The sequence below is a fragment of the Pedobacter vanadiisoli genome (assembly GCF_042684385.1).
Classification (GTDB): domain Bacteria; phylum Bacteroidota; class Bacteroidia; order Sphingobacteriales; family Sphingobacteriaceae; genus Pedobacter; species Pedobacter vanadiisoli.
This window is the reverse complement of sequence record NZ_JBHULL010000007.1, coordinates 608,310-632,024: the sequence shown is the minus strand read 5'-3', so window position 1 is coordinate 632,024 and position 23,715 is coordinate 608,310. Positions and strand designations below refer to the sequence as shown.

General features: G+C 42.6%; 20 protein-coding genes. 11 read left to right on the top strand and 9 right to left on the bottom strand.

Features of this window, described 5'->3' with window-relative positions; genetic code table 11:
- Positions 1-48: 48 nt before the first annotated feature.
- From ACFSR6_RS08415 to ACFSR6_RS08395, 5 genes are read right to left on the bottom strand one after another with little or no spacing between them, the layout of a single operon-like run.
- Positions 49-957, bottom strand: a complete 909-nt coding sequence (locus ACFSR6_RS08415) for a helix-turn-helix domain-containing protein (protein ID WP_379077556.1) — start codon at positions 955-957, stop codon at positions 49-51.
- A gap of 8 nt (positions 958-965) precedes the next feature.
- Positions 966-1,322, bottom strand: coding sequence for a hypothetical protein (locus ACFSR6_RS08410; protein WP_379077553.1), 357 nt, complete (start codon positions 1,320-1,322; stop codon positions 966-968).
- A 3-nt stretch (positions 1,323-1,325) separates the two neighbouring features.
- The gene (locus ACFSR6_RS08405; RefSeq protein ID WP_379077551.1) at positions 1,326-1,523 is read right to left on the bottom strand and encodes a hypothetical protein; all 198 of its coding nucleotides are present in this window, start codon (positions 1,521-1,523) and stop codon (positions 1,326-1,328) included.
- Between the two features lie 11 nt (positions 1,524-1,534).
- A complete protein-coding gene (locus tag ACFSR6_RS08400) occupies positions 1,535-1,975 on the bottom strand; it encodes a DUF2147 domain-containing protein (protein WP_379077548.1) in 441 nt (146 codons plus the stop codon).
- Between the two features lie 10 nt (positions 1,976-1,985).
- A complete protein-coding gene (locus ACFSR6_RS08395) occupies positions 1,986-2,768 on the bottom strand; it encodes an SDR family oxidoreductase (protein WP_379077545.1) in 783 nt (260 codons plus the stop codon).
- Between the two features lie 238 nt (positions 2,769-3,006).
- Here ACFSR6_RS08395 and ACFSR6_RS08390 point away from each other — a divergent pair, with 238 nt between their 5' ends.
- From ACFSR6_RS08390 to ACFSR6_RS08365, 6 genes are all read left to right on the top strand, one after another.
- A complete protein-coding gene (locus ACFSR6_RS08390; protein ID WP_379077542.1) occupies positions 3,007-3,600 on the top strand; it encodes an RNA polymerase sigma factor in 594 nt (197 codons plus the stop codon).
- Positions 3,601-3,684: 84 nt separating this feature from the next.
- Positions 3,685-4,704, top strand: a complete 1,020-nt coding sequence (locus tag ACFSR6_RS08385) for a FecR family protein (RefSeq protein WP_379077539.1) — start codon at positions 3,685-3,687, stop codon at positions 4,702-4,704.
- A 37-nt stretch (positions 4,705-4,741) separates the two neighbouring features.
- Complete coding sequence (locus tag ACFSR6_RS08380) at positions 4,742-8,329, top strand: SusC/RagA family TonB-linked outer membrane protein (protein WP_379077536.1); 3,588 nt, start codon at positions 4,742-4,744, stop codon at positions 8,327-8,329.
- Between the two features lie 10 nt (positions 8,330-8,339).
- Positions 8,340-9,737 (top strand): RagB/SusD family nutrient uptake outer membrane protein, encoded by a 1,398-nt coding sequence (locus tag ACFSR6_RS08375; protein ID WP_379077533.1) that lies wholly within the window; start codon positions 8,340-8,342, stop codon positions 9,735-9,737.
- Between the two features lie 64 nt (positions 9,738-9,801).
- Entirely contained in the window at positions 9,802-11,802 is a 2,001-nt protein-coding gene (locus ACFSR6_RS08370; protein WP_379077530.1) for a TlpA family protein disulfide reductase, read from the top strand.
- Complete coding sequence (locus ACFSR6_RS08365; RefSeq protein ID WP_379077528.1) at positions 11,802-12,887, top strand: alpha/beta hydrolase; 1,086 nt, start codon at positions 11,802-11,804, stop codon at positions 12,885-12,887. Before ACFSR6_RS08370 ends, ACFSR6_RS08365 begins: the two co-directional genes overlap by 1 nt.
- 105 nt (positions 12,888-12,992) lie before the next feature.
- Here the strand turns inward: ACFSR6_RS08365 and ACFSR6_RS08360 are convergent, their stop codons facing one another.
- Both ACFSR6_RS08360 and ACFSR6_RS08355 read right to left on the bottom strand, forming a co-directional pair.
- The gene (locus ACFSR6_RS08360) at positions 12,993-13,670 is read right to left on the bottom strand and encodes a LytR/AlgR family response regulator transcription factor (protein ID WP_379077525.1); all 678 of its coding nucleotides are present in this window, start codon (positions 13,668-13,670) and stop codon (positions 12,993-12,995) included.
- The gene (locus tag ACFSR6_RS08355; protein WP_379077522.1) at positions 13,667-14,722 is read right to left on the bottom strand and encodes a sensor histidine kinase; all 1,056 of its coding nucleotides are present in this window, start codon (positions 14,720-14,722) and stop codon (positions 13,667-13,669) included. Before ACFSR6_RS08355 ends, ACFSR6_RS08360 begins: the two co-directional genes overlap by 4 nt.
- Before the next feature lie 171 nt (positions 14,723-14,893).
- Between ACFSR6_RS08355 and ACFSR6_RS08350 the strand changes: the two genes are divergently transcribed.
- On the top strand, positions 14,894-16,192 hold the full coding sequence (locus tag ACFSR6_RS08350; RefSeq protein ID WP_379077519.1) for an erythromycin esterase family protein: 1,299 nt from the start codon (positions 14,894-14,896) through the stop codon (positions 16,190-16,192).
- A 67-nt stretch (positions 16,193-16,259) separates the two neighbouring features.
- Here ACFSR6_RS08350 and ACFSR6_RS08345 read toward each other — a convergent pair whose 3' ends face one another.
- Both ACFSR6_RS08345 and ACFSR6_RS08340 read right to left on the bottom strand, forming a co-directional pair.
- The gene (locus tag ACFSR6_RS08345; RefSeq protein WP_379077516.1) at positions 16,260-16,937 is read right to left on the bottom strand and encodes a LytR/AlgR family response regulator transcription factor; all 678 of its coding nucleotides are present in this window, start codon (positions 16,935-16,937) and stop codon (positions 16,260-16,262) included.
- Positions 16,934-17,956, bottom strand: coding sequence for a sensor histidine kinase (locus ACFSR6_RS08340; RefSeq protein WP_379077514.1), 1,023 nt, complete (start codon positions 17,954-17,956; stop codon positions 16,934-16,936). Before ACFSR6_RS08340 ends, ACFSR6_RS08345 begins: the two co-directional genes overlap by 4 nt.
- 268 nt (positions 17,957-18,224) lie before the next feature.
- Between ACFSR6_RS08340 and ACFSR6_RS08335 the strand changes: the two genes are divergently transcribed.
- The 4 genes from ACFSR6_RS08335 to ACFSR6_RS08320 are packed head-to-tail and all read left to right on the top strand — an operon-like array spanning position 18,225 to position 23,694.
- Entirely contained in the window at positions 18,225-19,538 is a 1,314-nt protein-coding gene (locus ACFSR6_RS08335) for a hypothetical protein (RefSeq protein WP_379077512.1), read from the top strand.
- A 12-nt stretch (positions 19,539-19,550) separates the two neighbouring features.
- Positions 19,551-20,855 carry a cation:dicarboxylate symporter family transporter gene (locus tag ACFSR6_RS08330; RefSeq protein ID WP_183761494.1) on the top strand — a complete coding sequence of 435 codons (1,305 nt, stop codon included), beginning with the start codon at positions 19,551-19,553 and terminating at the stop codon, positions 20,853-20,855.
- Between the two features lie 11 nt (positions 20,856-20,866).
- On the top strand, positions 20,867-22,459 hold the full coding sequence (gene pckA, locus ACFSR6_RS08325) for a phosphoenolpyruvate carboxykinase (ATP) (RefSeq protein WP_379077509.1): 1,593 nt from the start codon (positions 20,867-20,869) through the stop codon (positions 22,457-22,459).
- Between the two features lie 8 nt (positions 22,460-22,467).
- Complete coding sequence (locus ACFSR6_RS08320; RefSeq protein WP_379077507.1) at positions 22,468-23,694, top strand: cation:dicarboxylate symporter family transporter; 1,227 nt, start codon at positions 22,468-22,470, stop codon at positions 23,692-23,694.
- Positions 23,695-23,715 lie beyond the last annotated feature (21 nt).

Genomic DNA, 23,715 nt, shown 5'->3' with positions numbered 1-23,715 from the left:
AATTTGCCTGGCTAAAAACCCGTTACACCTGTTGCTAAAACAAACATTTCAGTTGAACGACTGCCGGAAATCCAAGGGGCTTTGCTTGGTTTTGCTTTTAAATAATTTATTGAAAGACTGCGGATGTTCGAAGCCAAGCTGATAGGCGATCTCACTTACCGACATGCTCGTTGTAGATAATTTTTCTTTGGCCTTCTCGATCAGTTTCTCATGGATGATCTGCTGCATCGTTTGGCCCGTTAGTTGTTTCAGCAGGCTACTTAAATATTTAGAAGATAGGTTTAAAGCATCGGCAAAATACTGCACGGTCGGCAGCCCTTTGGAAAGCAGGGCTTCGTTGTTTAAATAGCCGGTTAAAATTTGTTCCACCTGGTTTAATACCTGGTGGTTAGTGATCTTCCGGGTAATGAACTGGCGCTGGTAAAAACGTTCGGCGTAATTCAGCAAAGCCTCCAGGTGGGAGATAATAATGTCCTGGCTAAACTTATCCATATTCGAATAATATTCGGCTTTAATATTTTTAACCAGGTCATTAATCACCAGTTCTTCCTTGTCAGAGAGGAAAAGTGCTTCGCTGGTAGCATAACTAAAGTACTCATACCGTTTGATCCTGGCAGCAAGCGAGGTGTTCCAGAGAAAGTCAGGATGTACAAAAAGCATCCAGCCATCCAGGTCAGGCGGTACACCGTTCTCTTCGCCACGCAAAATCTGGCCGGGTGACATAAAGGCCATCAGTCCTTCGTCAAAATCGTATTTCTGTTGCCCGTAATGTAAACCGTCGCATCCTCTTTTCATTGATATCACATACAAGTCGAAGACGACCGCATCTATACCTGTGTCATTTCTCAGGCCTTTCAGGTCAACAATGCTGATCAACGGGTGGTGGGGTTTAGGGAGCCCCATCAAACGGTGTATCTCTGTTATGGAACTGATCCGGTAGGGTTTGCTGTTTGCCATGTTGCAAGTTACTTGAATTTAAACGGATATTTTAGCCATATCATCACTAATGGCATGATTAAAAATGGAATTTCTATCAACGCCATTCGGTAATTTCCCGCCCGCACCGCCAGCCCCATCATCATCACGATCAGGATCGCATTCAGCATATTGCCCAAAAAAAAGGTCTTGGGGATGAGCAAAAGCACACCGGTTGCCAGGGCTGCTACCGTCAGCAATGGAATGAATATTTCGCTGATCCCTAAATTTTCCATCGCCTTAACAGATTCAGGATTGTTTTTGTAATGCAGGGTATCCCAGGCATGTCTGAAGCTGAGCGTTACCGAAATAAAGAGCAACAGTATAGAAGCTATGTTTTTAATCATGGTTTAATTGAGGATAAAAGTGTTCATGATATAAGCTCCGAGCACGGTTACCGGCACGCCGGTTATTGCACTTATTAAGGCTCTTTTGGCCTTATTTGGATAGGTCTTCCGGTGTCTGAAATAAAGGAAGAACCCTATAGGGGGAAGGGTGTTGGAAACGATGAACCAAAACCTCGACAACCGGTCTTTATGATCTTTCATGAGCGTTGTTTTTACAATTTTTCTATTCTTTTCCATTTGAATGATTTTCCTATTAGGGGTACACCCTTGTAGCCGCGGGTTTCAAGATCATCAGGCCCTTTCAATTTACCTTTTAAACTATAGGTATTTCCATCTTCTACGCTATACAATTTGCCATCAACATATTCGCCATCCCTGTAAACAAGACCGGTGATATGTGTAAGGCCTTGTACTGACCTGCTCCGGAGTTTTTCATCTGGATTTTTAACATCCTTCTTTGCCGTTTTGCCATCTGCTTCGAACATCACCTTCGACCATAGGAGCCTGGCCGAATAGGTTTTGCCTGCCTTGAATACTTCGATCTTATAATCATCACATTTCCAGGTCCCTGTAATTTCATCTGCAGGGAGTTTCTGCGCGAAAGCGGCCAGTGATAGCAGCAGCGCAAACATTGCTAATATTGATTTTTTCATAACGGATTGTTTATTGTTTTTTATTGAGTTGTTTAAATTTTTCAAATTCCCTGTGGCCTAGCTTCATCAATTGCTTAGGCATCACCCGGCTTAAAAATCTGATCACCTTAACCAGGAAAGGCTTGATCTCGGGGGTGTCGTTCAGTAATCCTTTAATGGCTATACTGACCAGTTTATCCACATCCATCATTTGGCCCGGATTAGGTGGCAGTACCCAATTATTCTGGAGATTGGTATTTACGCCCGGGGGGACCAGCTCGAATACCCTGACATGGGTTTTGTTCAACTGCAAACGCAAGGCCTGGGTATAGGCATGAACACCTGCTTTTGAAGCGCTGTAAACCGGAGCGGTAGAGTAAGGCATAAAAGCAATGGCAGAGGAAACATTCACAATTGCCGCCGCAGGCTTTTTAAGCAGGTGGGGCAAAAACTGATGCACCATCCTGATCGTTCCGGTAAGATTGATATCAATCTCACGTGTGATGTTTTCCAGGTCCTTGCTGGCGTCCTGAACATCGAGCAACCGCATTTCACCTGCGTTGTTAACGATGATATTCAGATCAGGGAATTGTTGGGTCGCCTCTTTATACAGGCGCTCAATATCCTGCGGGTTACTTACATCGCTTTGAAAGAGGTGTATATTTGGAAAACGCCTTTTGGTATCATGTAAGGCGTCTGGTTTACGGCCTGTAACGATGATTGTTGCTCCTTGTTCGGTAAGTTGTTTAACAAGTTCCAAACCTATACCGCTGGTCCCTCCTGTAATCAGGATGGTGCTATTCTTTAAATCCATATATTACTTACTATTGTTGATACAAAGTTCGGCCAATGCAGGCAGGCCGATGTATCCAAAAGTCGCAAGGTTGTAGTCAAAAGGAAGATAACCACTTCGTTAACAGGTAATAGCATATGCCTGAGATCGGTACATATTAATTGTTTCCTGCCTGGGCGATATGAAATAAAATAGCATATTCCCGCTTCAAATTCTGTTTTGAGCTATTTTTTTTGGTTATTTGAATATTCTTCTCTAAGTGGCAAACGATTTAAATGATATAGACCTTTGGGGCAACCTGGTAAAGGGTAACAGAATTGCCTTGAATAGTATTTATTCGAGCTATTTTTCTTCCCTTTATCAGTATGGTATGCGCATGTTACAGGATGAAGACGCTGTTCGCGACTGCATTCAAAACCTTTTTGTGCATTTATGGGTGAACCATAAAAAACTCCCGCCGGTAAACAACCTGAGGGGTTACCTGATCTCTGCCCTAAGAAATAACATGATCAATTTTAAAAACGTTGAAGGAAGGTTTCAAAAAGTAGACCTGGAAACCAACGAGGTTTTTGATTTAAAATTTTCGGTTGAATCGGCGTTTATCCAGAAAGAGGAACAGACCGAGCAGGTCAGGCAGCTTTCTCAGGCCATGAATAAACTCACTCCGAGGCAAAAAGAGATCATTTACCTGCGGTATTTTGAAGAATTAGACTATGCCGAGATCTCCACGATAATGGATTTGAGCATAAAAGGCACTTACAAACTTAGTGCCCGGGCTTTGGAGGCCCTTCGCGAAGTTTTGAATATTGATAAAATGATGCTTTTAGCCATCCTGTTAAGCTTAAAGAATTAATTTTTTAAAAAAATAAAATTCCGTGGGGTAATTTCATTTTTTTTCTTGTCTTCATATTGAAAGACCTAAGAGGGGATGATCAATATGACCAGCAAACTTTACCATTTATTTCAAACGGAAGATTTTTTAGCTGATGATGACTTTTTACGTTTCGTAAAATATAGTTATCCTGATGATGTAATCTTTTGGAGTAACTGGACGGAAAAATCGCCTGAAAATATTCAGGCATACCGAAGTGCGGTTATCCAGCTCAAGCTTATTTTAAGCGATAGCGAAATTGGTGTTTCTCCATCTTTTCGCGAAAATCTTTTAGCAGATATCAATGCTTCCATTAATCAGTTCGAGCGAAAAAGAAAGAATAAACGGATAAGAACAATCTGGCTTTCGGGTGCTGCAAGCATCATCCTGTTGGCAGCCTGTCTTTCCTGGTACTTCCTTTCTACTGTTGTAGTCAGGGCAGATTACGCTGAAGATCTCCTGGTGTATTTACCGGATGGTTCTGAAGTGAGGATGAACAAAAACTCTACCTTAAGTTATGCCCGGGCCTTTAACTGGAAGGCAAGAAGGGAAGTTAACCTGGATGGCGAGGCTTATTTTAAAGTTAAACACCTCAATTTAACACCAGCCCAGATCAAACGGGGCGAACTGTTTGTAGCGGTTACCAATGGTGTGGCGGTGCAGGTTTTGGGTACAGAGTTTAACCTGAAAGATCGTCATCACAAAACCAATGTCACACTTATAAAAGGTAAAATTCAGGTACAATCTAAAAAGACAGGCAGAAAGTATATGCTTCATCCCGGAGAACTGATTGATTTTGATCAGGAGGGAGTTACTGTTCAGAAGACGCAAACAGCTGAAGCCCAAACGGCCTGGTTGAGTGGTAAGCTCATCGTAAGCCAAACAAAGGTTAGCGATATCCTGCAAGAATTTGAAGATCTGTATGGCTACACGGTCATTGTCGATAACCCTGCGCTCCTGCAAAAGAAAATAGACGGTGCCATCTCGATCAGGAGTGAAGAAAGCCTGCTCTTTACGCTCAAAAATATCCTGGATGTAGATGTCAAAAAGGAAGGAAAAACAATCTATCTGAAAAACAGGAATTAACTGTTTTATTAATATATCAACTAACAACCAAACAAAAATGAAAAAAAGATTTACCCGATTACTCGGCTGGATTTATCTGTTGTTTATGTCTGTGATTTTTGTTGCGCCGGCAATGGCACAATCGGGGAAAACCATTTCAGTAGAAGCAGCACTAAATTCGATCTCAAAAAAATACAATGCTAAGTTTGCCTATGAGCACGAAATTGTTCAGGGCAAAACAACGGATGTAGAAAACCTAAAGGCAAAAAATCTTGATGAGGTACTGAAACGTGTATTGTATCCCAATAATCTCTTATTTCTATATGTGAGTGAAGGTAATTATACCATCGTTTCCCGCGATAAAAGCTATTTTGCACCGGTAACAGGCAATAATCCAACAAATGCTGCACCGTCAGATGGATTTTTCTTATCCGGAAAAGTAGTGGATGAAACAGGTAACCCGCTACCGGGAGCAACACTGAAAAGTAATGCCTCGAATAGCGTAACCATGACGGATGCAAATGGCCGTTTCAGTATGCCGGTTCCGCAAAACGCCCAGGTTATCGGTGTTTCTTATGTCGGTTACGAAAATTATACCTATCCGGTTGTCGCCTCGCAGAGTAATATCGTTATCGCAATGAAACTTTCGGGTGCCAATCAGCTTAATGAGGTCAATGTAATTTCTACAGGTTTGCAGAAACTCTCAAAAGAAAGAAGTACCGGGTCGGCCGAACTGGTAACCAAAGAACAGATTGAAAAGGTACCGGTGCCAAACTTGCTGTACAGATTGGAATCGCAGGTTCCGGGTGTAAAAATCAATATTAATTCGGGCGATAACAGTTTTGTTTACGGCAATAAACAAAATTCGGTAAGCAGCGGAACAAGATCAAAAGGTGCAAGCGACTATAATTTTTTTGTTAGGGGAAGAAGTACGCTGCAGGGAGAATCCTTTCCACTGATTGTAGTGGATGGGGCGATCACCGAATACGATATTTCAACCATCAATCCTAATGATGTAGAGAATGTTACCTTTTTGAAAGATGCTGCTGCAGCTTCCATTTGGGGAACCAGGGCTGCGAATGGAGTAATGGTTATTACAACCAAGGCCGGTAAAGCCGGCCAGGCACCTACCATTAATTTCTCGGTCAATGCATCGGTTTCCAACCACCCTGACCTGGGCTATTTACGAACCATGACCAGTGCCCAAACCATTGCATACGAAGAAGAACTGGTGGCTAAAAATATCATTATAGCACCCAATAATACCACTGCCCTAAGTACAAACGTAGCCACCGTAACTGATTTAGCATTTAAACTCAAGGCCGGTACCATTACGAAAGCTGCTTATGATAGCGAGATTGCACAACTTTCGGCCAGGGATAGCCGGGGGCAGATTGAGGATTACCTGTTAAGACCCGCCACTTCCCAGGCCTATAATTTCTCTATTGGTGGCGGAAATAACTACTCAACCTATTTCTATTCGGCATCGTATACCAAAGAAGATCCTTATGCCGTGGGCACTAGCGGAAGTCGTTTAACATTAACCCTTAACAATACGTTCAAACTGTTCAAAATCGCTACGCTATCAACCAATTTAAAAGGTTCGTTTTTCAATTACAAATCCAACGGTATCGGATTGAATAGCCTTTATAACCCTTCTCTGGCAACCTTTATGCCCTACAATCAGATTCTCGACGATAATGGTAACAGGGTTTCCTATTCAAAAAAATTCTACAGCGGATGGTTAAGCAATGCGCTTTATCCAGCTGGTTTTCTGAACTGGGGATACAATGCCCTTGATGAAATTGAGAATGCTGACAATATCCAAAAGGATAACAATTACAGTGCAAACATTAATTTAAATGTTCCGATTGTTAAAGGCTTATCGGCCAACGCTTTTTTCAATACCGAAATCTCAAATTCAACAAGCCGTAATTTCTACAACGATAATACTTATTACTACCGCGACCTTGTAAATACTTTTACCGCAATCCCGGTATCGGGCAAAGCAGTAAACAGTATTGGTCTGTCGGCCGGAAGCGGCATCTTAAATGTCGGAACCAATACGACCAATAATTACACCTTAAGGGGACAGTTAAATTATGATACCACTCTTGGAAAGGATCATCAAATCAATGCCATTGCAGGAGCCGAGATCAGGCAAACGCAGGATGGGGCAGGTTTAAGCACCATGTATGGCTACAACATGGGAACCGGTATTTCGCGTTCGGTAAACTTTTCTACACCTTACGCAACCCTATATGGTTACACCCAAGGATTGGGCGGCTCGCCAAGCCAGCTGGATAAAACAAGAAGATACCTGTCATATTACAGCAATGCGGCCTACACTTACAGATCGAAATATACGGTTTCTGCCAGTGTGCGTTATGATGATTACAATAACTTCGGCCTTGACCGTTCTTTCCGCGCTACGCCGCTTTATTCATTAGGCGGTAAGTGGGATGTTTATAAAGAATCGTTTATGGCTAATGCTCCGTGGATTTCGAACCTGGCTATAAGGGCAACCTACGGGGTTAATGGTAATATTTCAAAATCATTATACCCGTTTACCTACATTGCACTGGGAAGTGTTGATGCACAAACCGGCTTACCCACAGCAAGTATTATTGCACCGGCAAATCCCGAATTACGTTGGGAAAAAACCTATGTAAGTAACCTTGGTTTGGATTTCGGATTCCTGAAAAACAGAATTACCGGCTCGGTAGAGGTTTACCGCAAACACAGTACCGACCTTTTTTATAACTTCCCGATAAGCGGAACTTATGGCGTTACCAGTTTAACCCGTAACACCAGCGAGCTGAATGGAAAAGGAGTAGACCTTTCATTGGCCGGGATATTTTATACGAACAAAGACTGGGACATCAACGGCAGATTAACTTATGCTTATAACGTAAATAAGGTAGAGGATACCCGTTTTATACCCACTTCTTCTTTTTTCGCAAGTCCTGCCTTTAGCGGTTACATTTCGGGTTATGCAACAGATAAGCTGCTGGTGTACAAAAATGCCGGGCTTGACGCCAATGGCATGACCCTGGTGTACGACCAGAATGGAAACAAGGTTGCCCCAAATGCGAATTTGAATTCCATTGATGCCCTGATCAACGCAGGAAGGACTACAGCTCCGCATTTTGGCAGTTATACGCAGAGCGTGAGATTCAAGGATTTCACCCTTATGGCCATTGCCACCTACCAGTTTGGAAGTGTATTTTTAAGGCCGACCATCAGTGCCTACCCTTCTTCCAGAACGGGTACAAGCTATGATTTGAGCGAGGATGTAGCCAGGCGCTGGCAAAAACCGGGTGATGAGCAGCTTACCAACGTTCCGGGTGTGGCCGGAACCTTCGCAACAGTAAGCCTTACCCGTTATCAGCAGTCTGATATCAATGTATTAAAAGGCGATTACATCAGGTTGAGAGAGCTTTCGCTCACTTATAAAATTCCGACGCAACGTTTTACCAAAGCCGTAAAAGCTGCAAATTTTGGTTTTTCTGTTAGGAACTTAGGTTTATTATGGAAGGCAAATAAAGAGGGTATCGACCCTGATTTTACGGCGGGGCTCAATTCAACAACACTGGGGCTGCCGGCAACCACTTCTTACAATTTCTCACTTAATGTTAATTTCTGATCTTTTTGATATGAAACAGTCATATAAATTATTTTTTATCGGTGTTGTGGCGCTGTTCTCAACAGGATGCGAAAAATATGTCGATATTAAAACGCAGGGCAATTTGGTACCCAACCAGGCTATCAATTACAGATACCTGCTTAATACACCTGCCAACTTCGAGCAAAACACCAACCTGGGCGATTTTGCATCTGATGAACTCAATATCGTTGATGCCGCCCAGATCAATGGCTTAACAGGGGGGCTAAACTATGGCTATTACATCAATAGTTACACCTGGAAACCGGTCATATTCCCAATAGGTACTAATTATGAGCAGGACGATAACTGGAACAGGTTATACAGCAACATTCTTTATTGCAATACCATTATCCAGGAGTTGCCGGCAGCAAACGGAACCGATGCCGAGAAAGCAGAGATGATCGCAGAGGCAAAAGTGCACAGGGCAGATGCGTACCTGGCGCTGGTAAATACCTATGCCAAACCCTACCAGGCAGGTTCGGCAGCTACAGACCTCGGGGTACCACTTATTTTAAAACAAACAATGAGTCAAAGTTTAAACCGCGCATCGCTGCAGGTGGTTTACAACCAGATCATTGAAGACCTGACGAGCGCCATCCCCGCTTTACCCAATTCACAGGCCTACAATACCCTGCCATCAAAAGCAAGCGCCTATGGAGAGCTTGCCCGCTGTTATCTTTACATGAACGATTACGCAAACGCAAATAAATATGCCGATATGGCACTGGCGTTAAGAAGCACACTTAACGATTTGGGGGCACTAAGCAGCGTCAGCAGCGCAAATTACCCGCGCCGCATTACCGACCCCGAGATTCTGCTATCGAAACTTGCAGCAGGAAATGCGCTTAGCTTTTCGCCAACAGCATACCGTTTGAGTGACGAAATTCTTTCCCTTCTTGGCACAACAGATCAACGCTATCAGCTGTTAACTGTTCCGGCATCAACAATATCATCAACACTTACCGGCCGATACAGCTATCGCGAGGCAAGGATCGGCGAAACACGTAACGTGGGACCTAACGTACCCGAAATGATGCTGATTAAAGCCGAATATTTTGCCAGGAACAACGACGCAGCAAATGCCATGTTATGGGTAAACAACTTAAGAATCAAACGGTTCAAGCCGGCAGATTACGTAGCATTAACGGCTTCTTCGCCGGCAGATGCATTGGTTAAGGTAATTGAGGAGCGGAGAAGGGAATTTATTGGGCGCATGCTGCGCTGGTGGGATATGCGCAGGTTAAAAAGCGAAACAGCATTTCAGCGTACCTATACGCGTACGGTGAACGGTACCACCTATACCCTTGCGCCAAACAGCGAAAGGTATGTATTTCCGATCGCAGAATTCCTGACCAATCTGAATCCTGAACTGGAAAAAAATCCCTGAATAAAACAATAACAGCACAAATAAATGCTGCCGGGTACGATGCCCGGCAGCTAAACCGATCCCAATGAAAAAAAGAGTTCAAAAATCAGCCCTGTTCTTAATTACGCTCTCGCTATGGGTAGCTGCGGCATTTGCCCAAACGCCGAGCAGCTTCCGCATTGTTCCGGAAAGGGCTAATCCGGGCCAGGAGATTGAAATCGTTTACGATGCGGCAGGCACTATACTGAACAACCGGAAAAATGTAAGGGCAGTGGTTTATGCTTACCGGAACTACAAGTGGTATGCATCAGACCTGAACTTAAGCGCCACTGGTAAGGTTTGGAAGGCGCCGTACAAGGTGCCGGCCGATTGCGGAATAATTGCGGTGAAATTTAAGGCCGATACACTGGTAGATAATAACAAGGAAGCCGGTTATTTTACCATGTTCCTGGATAAAGACCGCGCAGGTGCAATGGCAAAGGGTGCCTATGCCGGATGGGGGTTGGCACGTTCCCCGAAATATGGAATGGATATTCCGGGTTATATTAAATTTGAGGGCATCAGTGATTCGGCAACTTACCACTGGTTAAATCAGGAGATAAGCTTTAACCAATCGGCAAAATCAGTCCTTGTTTATCCTTATGCACTGGCCACAAAGGCAACCTATAAAAATGATGCAGGGCCACGATTACAAAGGGTGCTCAATTATCTTAGAAGAGTCGATGCCAGTGAGACAGATTTACTAAACGCCAGAAGAATACTCCTCCGGATCATGCAAGATAAGGCTGCTGCCGATTCAGTTGATCAGGTCATGCTACAACGTTTCCCAAAGGGTAGCCTGGCCCGTTTGCATGCTTTTAAGGCGATGCCGGTAGGATCGGATGTGAGCCTGCTCTTAAAGGCTAACAGGCAGTTTTTGATCGATTTTCCGGAACAAGGGGGCAATGAAGAATTTGCCCGCGAAAACAGGATAGATTATCCGACGATTTATCAGAACATCATTGTTTTGGGCGCTTATGCCGATAAGAATTATGCCGAGCTGGATAAATACATCGGGAAAATGCCTTTTAGCATGTTGCCAACGCTTTATTATAAAATTGTAGAAATTCCCTTCAGCAGGAAAGAAGTAACGGAAAAAGCACTGCTTCCGGTTTCTGAAAAAATAATAAAAAGAATCGAAATGCTCAGGGATAACCGCCCGGATGAATACGCTTATTTTTCTCCGGAAGAGTGGGTTAAATTCGTAAACGGATCTATCGCTAAACGCATTTTGCCGATTCACGCTCATTTATTAAATACAGCGGGCCGTTACCAACAGGCATTGGCTTATGCCAACCAATCTAAATTATTGCTTGGGTACACCAGTGCTACCCTGAACGCAGAATTGGCCAGCATATTAACCCATCTTGGCAACAAGCCGGCGCTCAGAACCCTTTTAGAAAAAAGCGTTTTTGAAAACCAGAGCAGTGCTGAAATGCTATCGATGCTTAAGGATATGTACATCAAAAGAACCGGCAGTGAGAAGGGTTACGACCAATATTTAAACGGTTTGAGAAATAGCGCCGGGGGCGAGAAAATGGCTGAAAAAATCAAAAAAGAAATGTTCAGCAAGCCGATGGTCGATTTTGCTATGGAAGATCTGAACGGCGCAACCGTGAAGTTGGGCGACCTAAAAGGAAAAACCGTGGTTTTCGATTTCTGGGCAACCTGGTGTGTGCCCTGTAAAGCATCCTTTCCGGGAATGAAATTGGCTGTCGACAAATATGCAAGCGATCCAAATGTTGTTTTCTACTTTGTAGATACCGAAGAACGTTCGGCAAATTATAAAGCAGAGGTGGCCCGGTATATTAAAGATAATCATTACAATTTTAATGTGTTGTTTGATAATAAAGCAAAAGATGCCAAAGCTACCGGCGAAGTATTCGAACGCGTTTGCAAGGCATTTAACCTCTCGGGGATCCCGCAAAAAATAATTGTAGATTCCAATGGAAATGCCCGTTTCATTACGGTTGGTTTTAAAGGCAGCGCTACCGAACTGGCAGACGAGATTTCTGCTATGGTGGATATGACAAAAACAGGCAAATAATGAGGTATTTCGCTTTTATTTTTCTGCTCTTTTCGACCTTTGCTTGCAGTGCACAGGGAGAAAGGGTTTTTAAGGTCACGTCAGATAGTGTTCGCTTTAAAAGCGCCGATGGAAAAATTGTGTTTGGCGGTACCCTGAGCAAACCGGTTGGCAAAAAATCCTTCCCAACTTTGGTGATGGTATCGGGCACGGGCAAGCAAGACCGCAACGGTACCATGGCCGGACACCGGATTTTCGAGCAGATGGCCAACTATCTTGCAGCACATGGCATTGCCATGTTGCGTACCGACGACAGGGGCGTAGGCACCACCACTGGAGTTTATGAAACGGCCACCACGGGCGATTTTGCTACAGATGCACTTGCCGCAGTGGCCTACCTCAAATCGAGAAAAGATATCGATCCTGATAAAATCGGTTTAATGGGGCACAGCGAGGGTGGAGCAGCCATCTCCATTGCAGCCGCTGAAAGTAAAGCTGTTAAATTTTTAGTGAGTATTGCCGGTTTAGCCATGAGCGGATTGGATGCCCAGCTTAAACAGAACGCAGATCTTGTTGCGGCATCGGCATTGCCTGATTACGATAAGAAACGCTCAAATGAAATTAATGCCATTATGTTTAAAACCGCTTATCGTTATGCAAATTCCGATAGCCTGGAAATGAAGCTTAACGAGGCTTACCAGCAATGGAAAGTTAAGGATGATGCCTATTTCAAAACCCTGAATATCCCGTTTGACCATTTCCGTTTTCCGATTTATAGTTATGTGCAAAACTCGAAAGGGGCCTGGTACCGCTATTTTATACGCTACGATGCCGAAAAAACCATTCGTCAGGTCAAAGTTCCTATCCTCGCCATTAATGGCGATAAAGATTTAATGGTAGCTGCAGATGATAACCTGGCCAATTGGAAAAAGTTTGCATCGGAGGGAGGAAACACGAAGGTAACCACAGTGAAAATTCAGGGGCTGAACCATTTACTATTGCCTTGCGAAAGTTGTGATAATAAAGAAATTTCGAAAATCCAGGCAGGTGTTTCAATAGCGGCACTTACCTTAATTAAAGACTGGATTTATAAAACGATCAGGTAATTGCACAAATGATTTAAATAGAAGTATAGTTAGTTAATGATGAAGGCCAGGATGGATGTCCTGGCTTCTTATTGTGTTTTCTCCATGAATTGATGATTACCAAACCTAAATGCCTAACTTCTCCAATAATTGCTTTTTATAGGCTTGTCCGATGGGAATAAATTGCTGGTCGTTGAGGACCAGGCTATCCTGTACAATGCGGGCAACAACTAATTTATTAACCAGGTAGGAGCGGTGCGACTGGATGAAATATTTCTGGTTCAATTTGCCCAAAATTCCCTTCAGTGTATGATAGAGCAAATGCGTTCCGGTAGTGGTGATGATTTTTATATAGTCTTTGTTGCCCTCAATTAATTTAATGTCTTGCTGTCTGATCGTGAGGTAGCCATCTTTTGTCCTGATCACCAGCTGGTCTTCAAAGGTATTGCCTGGTTCAATCCTTGGCGAGAGCCTGTCAATAGCCTTCATAAATCTCTCGTACGAAAAAGGCTTCAAAAGATAATCGGCCACACCCAGCTCAAAACCTTCAAAAGCGTAATCTTTAAAAGCAGTTGTAAAAATGGTATTGGGTTTATCTTTTAACGCTTTCAGAAAGCTCACGCCGTTAATGAGCGGCATTTCGATGTCCAGAAAAAGCAAATCAATCTGATGGTTTCCCAAATATTCAAATGCTTCAACTGAGTTTCTGAACTGTGCTACCAGCGTCATGCCGGGGGTTTGTGCGATATAATGTTTCAGCACATCATGCGCAAATGGCTCATCGTCTAAAATTACACACTTCATTTCAAGGTTATGCTGAGGTCTGCTGTATACATACCGTTTAATTCCTGTACCCGGAGGTTATGTTTGCCCGGGTAATAGAGTTCCAGTCTTTTTCTGATATTCACTAATCCTATACCGCCCCGGTTGCTTTTTAAGGGCTGGGGTGGCAACATCTCATTTTCTATTTTGAAGAACAAACCCTGTTGATCCAACAACAATCCGGCCGTAACGCCAGCCTTATTCTCCAGCTTGTGCCTGCCATGCTTAAACGCATTTTCTACCAAAGGCAAAAATAATAGCGGTGGCACTTTCACATCCGGTATGGTTTCGGGGATGTTAAACCGGATTGAAGCCTCCGGAAATTTTTTCTGCTCAATCTCGAAATATCCCTTTAAGAAATTAACTTCTTCGCTTAGCGGTACCTCTTCCTGGTTACCATCATACAAAATATACTGCATCATTTGCGACAGCAATAAAATAAACCTGGAGGTATCTTTAGATTGTGCCAGGCTCATGCCGTATAAACTGTTCAGCGTATTGAACAGAAAATGAGGTTGGAGCTGCGCCTTTAACAGGTCTAACTGGAGCTTCAAATGGTCGGTTTCTACCTTGTGCCGCATTACTTCATTCTGGTAGGAGAACCTCGAGAAAGCGATGCTTAAAAAGGCTATCGAATCGGTCATGATCAGGTTCCAGTCTGAAAAGAAGCCCCTGTGCTGGTGGTCGAAATAGGCGTACACCGGACTGCCGTAGGTAAACTGCCTGAAAATCCAGGCCAGGAACATGTTAATGTAGGGCGTCATAAAGATGAAGTATACTACCGTGATCAGTATAAGGGCAATATATTTTTTCAGGTGCAGCAGTTTTGGAATGGCCCACCGGTAATAGGGAATAATGGGTAATGTACTGCAAATTCCAAACAGGCAGATCATGGGATATGGGAAATCGTTACCTGGAATTCGCTGTAATCCCGAATTTTCGATCAGGTACGAATATTTATATAATACAACATAAAATACCCAGATCAGGATTTCGAATATGGTGGAGAAGTTGAAGGCTGTTCTTTTGTTCACCTTTCAAAAATCGCTAAAATAGTTGAAATAGTTTTTCCCGCCCGACTAACCTCCGGTTTTGCACGACGAACAGGCACCCAGGTTGATTGATCGTGCAGGCAAAGCCTGTGGTCGGATTTTTTTCATGCCACCGGTAAATGCTTGTTCTTTTGCTTCATAAAATAATACATCATGAAACACATTACCTTAATAAGCATTTGCCTGGTCATCATTTTTCTGTCCAACAGCCAGGCCGTTTTCGCCCAGCAAAAAGATACGGTGGCGAAATTAACTGTTGTCCAAAAAAAATCGCTGAAGAACGTCTCGCTTGAAAGCTATGAAAAATTTAAAGCCTCCGTTAAACCCTTAATTGCCGAAATGGGGGAGAAGCAGATTGTAGGCCTGGGAGAAGGGACGCACGGAACGGCAGAGTTTTATAAACTCCGGTATTATATCAGCAGGATATTGATCGAGGAAAAAGGATTTAATCATGTTGCTTTCGAGAATGATGTTGCCGAGATGTGGTTAATGAACCAGCAGTTAAACCAGGTAACTGATGTTACTGCGTTGATGAAAAAATATATGATCGGAATCTGGCAGAACAAAGAAACAAAGGAACTGCTGGATTGGATCAGGGTATATAACCAAAGCCACAAAAAAAAGGTTTCGGTAAACGGTATAGACTTCCCGGTTCAAAAGCCTGATGTTGATATGATCACGCTTTTGCTTAAAAAAGCAGGTATGAACAGTTTCCCGAAAGCAGTTGAGCGCTTGAGTGCTGCTGCCAATCTCCAGGATGCGGCCTGGTTTGGCATGAACCAAAAAGATTTTAAGGTAGATTGGAAGTTACTGAACCAATATTGCGGCCAGGCCTATTTCACCGCCGATTCCCTGGAACAGCAAGTTAAAAATACAGGAATGGAAACAAGCCTCCGGTCTGATCTGCTGTTGGCGATTAGCAATCTTAAACAGGGATTTGAGCCGTTTAAGCCAAAATCCCAATATGTACCGAGAGATAGCATCATGGCCCACAATACCGCTTTGATGATAAAAGGAAAGGAAGATAAAGTGATTATCTGGGCACACGATGCCCACCTTGGGAAAAAAGAGATATATGATAATTCTGTTGGCGGAACGGGAAAATACCTGCTAAAACTATTTCCCAACAATTATTTCGTTCTGGGTACAGGGACGGCGATCGGTGAATTTGGGGCAACAACCGATGCGCGGGCTGTAAACACTACTGTGATGTTGCCCTATCAACTAGAAGAGCCGATCAAAGGTTCATGGGAGGAATTACTGGGTACATTGACCAGAAAAAATGTCTATTTCTTCACTAAAGCCTTTAATCCCAACAACCTGGTCAAACCGCAGCGATTTGTAGGCTATGGTACCAAAAGCAGTGTGAGTTTGTACGATAAAGTGAATTTGGCAGCATTATATGATGCTTTTCTTTTCATTAAAGAAAGCCATGCACCAACGCCGCTTTGATTTGGGCAGGTAATGTGTGCTTCCAAAACAAAAAAACTGAACCCCTAACCAGGCGTTTTTAAGTAGTTTATTTTAACAAATCTTTATAGGTTCTTCCAATGGGTAATTGCTTGCCGCCTTTTACCTGAACACTTTGGGCGCCTATGGAGACAATATCTTTTTTTCTTACAATATACGATTTGTGAATGCGGACAAATCCCAGTTCGCCGTTTTTGTTCATGAAATCTGAAAGCCGTTGTAATACAAGATACTGCTTAAACCTGGTTACGATTTTAATGTATTCACGAAATCCTTCGATCCACTGTATATCATCCAATAAAACCCTATTCAATTTGTAGTCAGATTTAAATGTCAGGTAGGATTGTTCTGCTTCAGATGCCGAAAATTTCAAATAGTCAATAGCTTTTTGAACTGCTTTTTTGAACCGGTCAGGAAAAACAGGTTTAACCAGGTAGTCGATAACGTCCATATCGAAAGCTTTGGCGGCATAGGTCGGATCTGCAGTGATGAAGATACAGAGTTTACCTTTTGGAACCAATGCCAGGAAGTCTGTTCCGGATAAGCCAGGCATCTCAATATCGAGGATCAATAGTTCTACAGATTCCAATAATAGGCCATCCAGGGCTTCTCTGGGATCTAAAAAGGTATCCATGAGTTCAATTTCGGGCATGTCCAAACAATATTTTTTGATGAGTTCCAGCGCAGGAGCCTCATCATCAACATAAATGGCCTTTATCGGTTTCATAAATAGATGTTTAAAATTGCTTTGTATACACTACCATCATTACTGCTTTCAAATTTATAATTACTTTGATAATGGTTTTCGAGAATATTTTCAAGCACTTTCATGCCTACACCACGATAGGTGGTATCATCGCTGTCGATGATTTTATTGGAGATTGAATTTTCAATGTAAAATTCCAGCTGAACGTCAGAAATACTCACGGATGCTTTAATTCTGGCCGTCTTGTCGGATCCGATAGCTGCATATTTAATGGCATTTTCAAACAGCGTGAGATAAATAGTTGGTGGGATTTCAACAATTTCAAATAGATTATCATCCGGGAAAGATAGAACGATATCTAATTCGGAGCCATGTTTTAATTGATAGAGGCTATTTAAGGCGATAATCATTTGCAATTCCCGCTCTACCGGTATGGTGTTTTTAGAAATTTCGTAAGTCGTATACTGCATCAATAGGCTTAACTGCTTAATTAAATTGGCCGAGCTTCCATCTGTAGCATAACTGTGCGAATAGATATTATTCAGGGTATTAAACAAAAAGTGAGGATTTATTTTCGATTTTAGCAGTTCGAGATCTGCTTCTTTTTTTCTCAGGCTGAGTTCTGCAAGTTCACGCTCCGCAATTAGTTTGTATTTTGAAATGCCCTGAATGGAGGGAACTAAAATGATGATGATCTGCATCAGGTAGATCATAAAGAGATAACTACCATTAATCTCCGCCCCGAAAAGTTGAGGCTCAATGAGTATCCTCACCAAACTCGAAATTACAAAAATAGCCGCAATGTAGCGTACATATTCCCCATAGCGCTTCGTCTGGTAATACGCTGGTACCAAAACGCTAAAGCATAATAAATAAACAGGGATGTTAATGCAAAGCATAAATAACAACCGCAGTGCCGCCTCTTTTAAGTCCCAAAAGTTCAGATAAATGTAACCGCTTACCGATAAGAATACCAGCCAGAAGACAATGTGCTGAATGATAATCAATCCGGGCCAACGGCCATTGACTAAGAAATGCATCACCTTTTTATCAAAAGAGAGCCTAAGCACCAATATCAGGAGTATCAGATTAACCAGCAGATTCATTTATAAGGGGCTTGAGTTGTTGTTTGTTAATAATTCGTGTAGTTTATTGATATAAATCTTCTTAAGCTTAAGATAGGTGCATATTTATTAACCCGTTACAATTATTTGTACCGGAATTAACCAAATATAGACAACGGATTAACATCCGCCTAGTTGAGATTAAATGAAGGCTAATATCCCTATTTTTTTTATAAACGACGGCATGAGCCTATCATTTATCAGGTGCTCAATAGTCATTTTCCTTTTTGTGGGGAGCTGGTTAACCGTAAATGCCCAGGAAAAAAAAGCCAATAAGCCACTAAAGTATTACTTGAACGATGATAAAACACATTTTATCGCATTTTCAGGTTATGCGCAGATTTGGGCAAGATATACCGAGCTGAATCCTGGCAGTAAGGTAAATGAAAGTGCCGTAAAATCAACCGCTGATATTTCTTTAAGAAGGCTTCGCATGAAAATGGTGATCGCGCCAACGGATCGGCTCACCATGGTTTTTCAGGGAGGAACAACCAACCTGACCTATCTTTCTGATCAAGAAAGTGCTTTTGAATTACTTGATGCCTATGGCGAATATAAACTGAGCAACAAATTTACTTTAGGGGCAGGCAGGTCTAACTGGAAAGGGCTTACCCGCTTTGCTTCCGGCCCAACGGCTACTTTATTGTATGATGTACCTTTTATCATGCTGGGTAATGTAAACAGAACAGATCTCACCCTCAGGAACCTGAATGTTTTTTTTAAAGGCCAGCTGGGAAAGTTAGACTACCGGTTTATCGTCGCTAAAACTTACGTGCCTCAAACCGGAAAGCCTTTGCCAGACATTTCTACCTTTAATAACCTGGAGGTTAAGCCCAACTTTTCATCGTATTTCAAGTGGCAGTTTTTTGAAAAGGAAAACAGTACGCCTACATCGCCGGGAAGCTATTTAGGTAAAAAAAAGGTATTGAGCCTTGGCGTAGGGATGGAATATCAGAAAGACCTGCTCTGGAGCCTGAAATCCGGAGATACCCTGCTAAATGATATGAAACTGTTCTGCGCAGACATATTCTTCGATACCCCGGTTAACCTGAGCAGGGGAACATCGTTTAATTTTTATTCAGCAGCATTTCTTCATGATTATGGACCGGGCTACATCAGAAACCTGGGAATAAACAATATTGCAAACGGAACGGATAGTAAACAGGTGGCTTTCAACGGGGCTGGCAATAGTTATCCGGTTGTAGGCACCGGGCACAGTTTTTACCTGCAATCTGGTGTCACCCTCCCTTATTTCAATCAGCAAAAGAAAAGCCTGAGGCTGATGCCCGCTTTCGGTATTCAATATTCCAGGTTTGAACGTCTCGCCGACCCTATGATCAGTTACGATTTAGGACTTACTTTATTATTAAAAGACCATGCATCAAAACTTGTTTTTAATGCTCAAAGCAGGCCCATATATACCGATCAGGGTGGCGGGCTAAAAGTATCTGACCGGAAAATGATGTTCGTTTTAATGTACCATATCAATATAGACTAATAAAAAAGAGCCATGTTAATCGAAAAATTACCTCAAACATTAGATCAGCAAACCCAGGCGACCCGTCGCATTTGGATGCGAATTGCAACCAACCTTACTTTTTGGGTGCTCATTGCCATTATTGCTGGCGTTCTGTTGGGCAGTATTGCCCCCGCAATTGCTGTTAAAATGGAAATTATCGGTAAAACCTTTATCGATATTATTAAACTCTTTATCGCCCCGATTATATTTCTGACCATTGTTTTGGGTATAAGTGGTATGGGCGACCTGAAAAAAGTAGGCAGAATAGGCATCAAATCCCTCATTTATTTCGAAGTGGTTTCCACTTTTTCACTCGCCATAGGCATTGGCATGGCTGTTCTTTTTAAACCGGGTAACATCGATAAAGCCAATTTGCAGATTCAAAATGCCTCGAAGTATACCTCATCACCGGAAAAAGGTTTTGACTGGGTACATTTCTTTATGAATAACCTCACCATCCAGGTATTACTGGTTGCCATAATTGTCGGAATCGTTCTTAACTATTCCAAGCACCGGAAAAAAGCAGTTGTTGGCTTAGAGTATTTATCCAAAAAAGTCTTTTTGGGCTTAAAATATGTCATGTATCTCGCACCGCTTGGTGCCTTCGGTGGGATGGCTTATACCATTGGCAAATTCGGACTTCATACCCTCATCCCCCTGGCTAAGCTCATGGGAACGGTTTATCTAACCATGGGGCTGTTCATATTTATAGTTCTGGGTGGTATTATGAGATACTACAAAATGAGTATCTGGAAATTTATCAAATACATTAAGGAAGAGTTATTGCTGGTATTGGGCACATCTTCTTCCGAATCGGCATTGCCTTCGATTATGCAGAAACTCGAAAAGATGGGCTGCAGCAAGTCTGTTGTTGGGTTGGTTATTCCAACGGGCTATTCTTTTAATCTGGATGGTACTTCAATCTACCTTTCTATGTCCATCATATTCCTTGCCCAGCTTTACGGGGTCCACCTATCGATATGGGAGATGTTAAGTATCATCGGGATCCTGATGGTCACTTCCAAAGGTGCAGCTGGGGTAACAGGTAGTGGCTTTATTGTTTTAGCCTCAACACTTGCAGCTATCCATAAGATTCCGATAGAAGGACTGGCCTTTCTTTTAGGGGTAGATAAATTTATGAGTGAGGCACGTGCATTAACAAACATCATTGGTAATGGGGTGGCTACAATCGTAGTTGCGCAAAGCGAGCGGGAGTTTCATCCGCAAAAAGAAAGTGATGTGCGATCAGATGTAAATCAGAAAAATAGTGTCATAAAAAAAGAATTGGTATACTAAAATCAGATCAAATGAATACAGCAGAAACATTTCATGAATTAGGATTCAGGCTTTATGGTAAGTATGTTCATTACCAATTAGAAGCCGAGCAACTCGTCAGGCAGACATTAGAAAGGGGCCAGGGGATTTTGAATCATACGGGAGCGCTGTGTGTGGATACCGGAAGTTTTACCGGCCGATCACCAAAAGATAAATTTACCGTAATCGATGAAACGACCAGCGATACCATTGACTGGGGGGAGGTAAACCGGCCGATCTCGAAGGCTCATTTCGATATTTTGTATAAAAAAATGAGAAGCTACCTTGCTGAACGTGAAGTTTGGGTGAGAGATGTTCATGCCTGCGCAGATGCAAGGTTTGGATTAACCATCCGTGTGGTTAATGAAACACCATGGGCAAATCTATTTTGCCATAACCTTTTTCTTAGGTCCGATGCACACCATGTGCTCAGTCCCGATGCGGAATGGCTTATTTTGCAGGCCCCAGGTTTCTCTGCCGACCCACAGACCGATGGGACCCTCCAAAAGAATTTTACGGTAGTTAATTTCAGTCGCAAGACCATTTTAATTGGCGGAACGGCCTATACCGGCGAAATGAAGAAAGGGATTTTTAGTGTATTAAACTATGTTTTGCCGTTACAGCGTAATGTGTTAAGCATGCACTGTTCGGCCAATGAAGGTAAGGATGGTAAAGTGGCGCTGTTTTTTGGCCTTTCAGGCACAGGGAAAACAACCCTGAGTGCAGATCCCAACCGTTCATTAATAGGTGATGATGAACACGGCTGGTCTGATGACGGTGTGTTTAATTTTGAAGGAGGGTGTTACGCGAAAGCGGTAAATCTCGACCCTCAGAAAGAGCCTGAAATTTTCGGAGCCATCAAACCCGGTGCATTACTGGAGAACGTAGTTATAGATGTTAATGGACGCGTAGATTTTTCGGATATTTCCAAAACAGAAAATACAAGAGTAGCCTATCCCATTCAGTTTATCAAAAATGCTAAAGAACCTTCATCAGGAGGTATACCAAAAAATATATTCTTTCTCACCTGTGATGCCTTTGGAATACTCCCGCCAATAAGTAAGCTCGACAAGGGGCAGGCCATGTATCACTTTATTTCTGGTTACACTGCAAAGGTAGCAGGTACAGAAATGGGGGTGTCAGAACCGCAGTCAACCTTTTCTGCATGTTTCGGAAGGGTATTTTTGCCCCTTCATCCTTTAAAATACGCCGAGCTGTTAGGCGAAAAATTGGATGCAAACCCCGGAATTAAGGTGTGGCTGGTCAATACCGGATGGATTGGTGGCCCTTATGGAATAGGAAACCGGATCAGTCTAAAATATACACGGGCACTTATTACCGCAGCCATGAACGGTAAATTAGACGATGTTACATTTTTGATCCACCCGGTATTTAAGGTTTCGGTACCGCAGCATTGTGAGGGCGTGCCAGCAGAAATCCTGAATCCGCGGGATTTATGGGAGGATGTTCAGCAATATGACCGCAAAGCAGCCGAACTGGCTGTGCTTTTTGAACAACATTTCTCAAAATACATCGCCCATGCAAGTGAGATTATTAAGAATGCTGCCCCTGTATTGTTAGATTAACAGGCAGATTGATTATATTCATAGATAAGAAAATTAATACCTTCATTTTGAAGTTGATCGGTAAAATAGACCTGGTTGTAGATAAACTCAATCAATATTTGAGCTTACAAATTGTTCTTGCGATTGTAGCTGGGGTTTTCTGTGGCATTTTTTATCCAACTACTGCTGCTAAAATGCAATGGATAGGTAGTGTTTTCGTCTCTGCTATTGAGCCTTTTGTAGCCCCGGTAATCTTTCTAACCGTTGTAACACTATTCGGCGGTCTCGACAACCTGAAATCAATTGGGCAAATTATCATAAAAGCCCTCATTTATTTTGTTTTGATCAGCACAGGAGCTATCCTTTTCGGTATTGGTATTGCCCTGTTAATCCAGCCAGGAAAGATTAATAAAGCGCTGCTTTCTGAGATTTTACCAGGGCAGTTAATTACCAGTCAATATCCCCAATGGGTAAATGTTGTACTTCAGAACAGCATGTTAATATTGCTGCTTACAGCGGTTATTCTGGGCTTAATCATTAACCAGTCCGGACTTAAAAGAAAAGCAACTGATTTTTTCGATTTGCTCAGGAAGTTTGTCATGAAATTGCTGCGGTATATTTTTGTGTTTGCACCATTCGTTGCCTTTAGCGGTATAGCCTATACGGTAGGCCGGTACGGAATGGATAGCCTGCTACCCATCGGGAAGATGCTCGCAGGAACGTACATCGCTATGTTTCTCTTTGTTTTTTTAGTTCTGGGGTCAATTTTGCTGGTACTCAGGGTGAACATCGTTAAGTTTATTGCCACGATCAAAAACGAGCTGTTATATGCATTGGGTACCTCTTCCTCCAGCTCGGTAATTCCCTTATTAATGGACCGCCTGGAAATTATAGGTTTGAAGCGCGATGTGGTAAGGGTAGTAACCGTTACAGGAAACTCATTAAACCTTAATGGTACTTGCGTTTACCTGGGTATGTCTGTCATTTTTTTAGCCCAATTATACAATATAAACTTCTCATGGGCCGAACTTTTAAATATAGTAATGATCATCCTGCTTACCTCGAAAGGTGCAACCGGTATTCCTGGCACGGGCTTTCTGGCCTTGGTAACCACGGTAAACAGTATTCATCTCATTCCGGTTGAAGGACTTGCTGTATTACTTAGCATCGACCGGTTTATGAGTGAAGCCAGGGCAATTACCAACACCATTGGGCATGGTGTGGCGGCGCTCGTTATTTCTAACACCAAAAAATAAAAACATTTAACGTATTAAGAT

What these genes read in the sequence shown, in the direction of transcription:
- ACFSR6_RS08345 (WP_379077516.1), bottom strand. Translation starts at nt 16,937, where the DNA reads ATGAAACCGATAAAGGCCATTTATGTTGATGATGAGGCTCCTGCGCTG.
- ACFSR6_RS08395 (WP_379077545.1), bottom strand. Translation starts at nt 2,768, where the DNA reads ATGGATTTAAAGAATAGCACCATCCTGATTACAGGAGGGACCAGCGGT.
- ACFSR6_RS08400 (WP_379077548.1), bottom strand. Translation starts at nt 1,975, where the DNA reads ATGAAAAAATCAATATTAGCAATGTTTGCGCTGCTGCTATCACTGGCC.
- ACFSR6_RS08365 (WP_379077528.1), top strand. Translation starts at nt 11,802, where the DNA reads ATGAGGTATTTCGCTTTTATTTTTCTGCTCTTTTCGACCTTTGCTTGC.
- ACFSR6_RS08335 (WP_379077512.1), top strand. Translation starts at nt 18,225, where the DNA reads ATGAGCCTATCATTTATCAGGTGCTCAATAGTCATTTTCCTTTTTGTG.
- ACFSR6_RS08385 (WP_379077539.1), top strand. Translation starts at nt 3,685, where the DNA reads ATGACCAGCAAACTTTACCATTTATTTCAAACGGAAGATTTTTTAGCT.
- ACFSR6_RS08370 (WP_379077530.1), top strand. Translation starts at nt 9,802, where the DNA reads ATGAAAAAAAGAGTTCAAAAATCAGCCCTGTTCTTAATTACGCTCTCG.
- pckA (WP_379077509.1), top strand. Translation starts at nt 20,867, where the DNA reads ATGAATACAGCAGAAACATTTCATGAATTAGGATTCAGGCTTTATGGT.
- ACFSR6_RS08340 (WP_379077514.1), bottom strand. Translation starts at nt 17,956, where the DNA reads ATGCATTTCTTAGTCAATGGCCGTTGGCCCGGATTGATTATCATTCAG.
- ACFSR6_RS08360 (WP_379077525.1), bottom strand. Translation starts at nt 13,670, where the DNA reads ATGAAGTGTGTAATTTTAGACGATGAGCCATTTGCGCATGATGTGCTG.
- ACFSR6_RS08415 (WP_379077556.1), bottom strand. Translation starts at nt 957, where the DNA reads ATGGCAAACAGCAAACCCTACCGGATCAGTTCCATAACAGAGATACAC.
- ACFSR6_RS08410 (WP_379077553.1), bottom strand. Translation starts at nt 1,322, where the DNA reads ATGATTAAAAACATAGCTTCTATACTGTTGCTCTTTATTTCGGTAACG.
- ACFSR6_RS08380 (WP_379077536.1), top strand. Translation starts at nt 4,742, where the DNA reads ATGAAAAAAAGATTTACCCGATTACTCGGCTGGATTTATCTGTTGTTT.
- ACFSR6_RS08330 (WP_183761494.1), top strand. Translation starts at nt 19,551, where the DNA reads ATGTTAATCGAAAAATTACCTCAAACATTAGATCAGCAAACCCAGGCG.
- ACFSR6_RS08375 (WP_379077533.1), top strand. Translation starts at nt 8,340, where the DNA reads ATGAAACAGTCATATAAATTATTTTTTATCGGTGTTGTGGCGCTGTTC.
- ACFSR6_RS08350 (WP_379077519.1), top strand. Translation starts at nt 14,894, where the DNA reads ATGAAACACATTACCTTAATAAGCATTTGCCTGGTCATCATTTTTCTG.
- ACFSR6_RS08405 (WP_379077551.1), bottom strand. Translation starts at nt 1,523, where the DNA reads ATGAAAGATCATAAAGACCGGTTGTCGAGGTTTTGGTTCATCGTTTCC.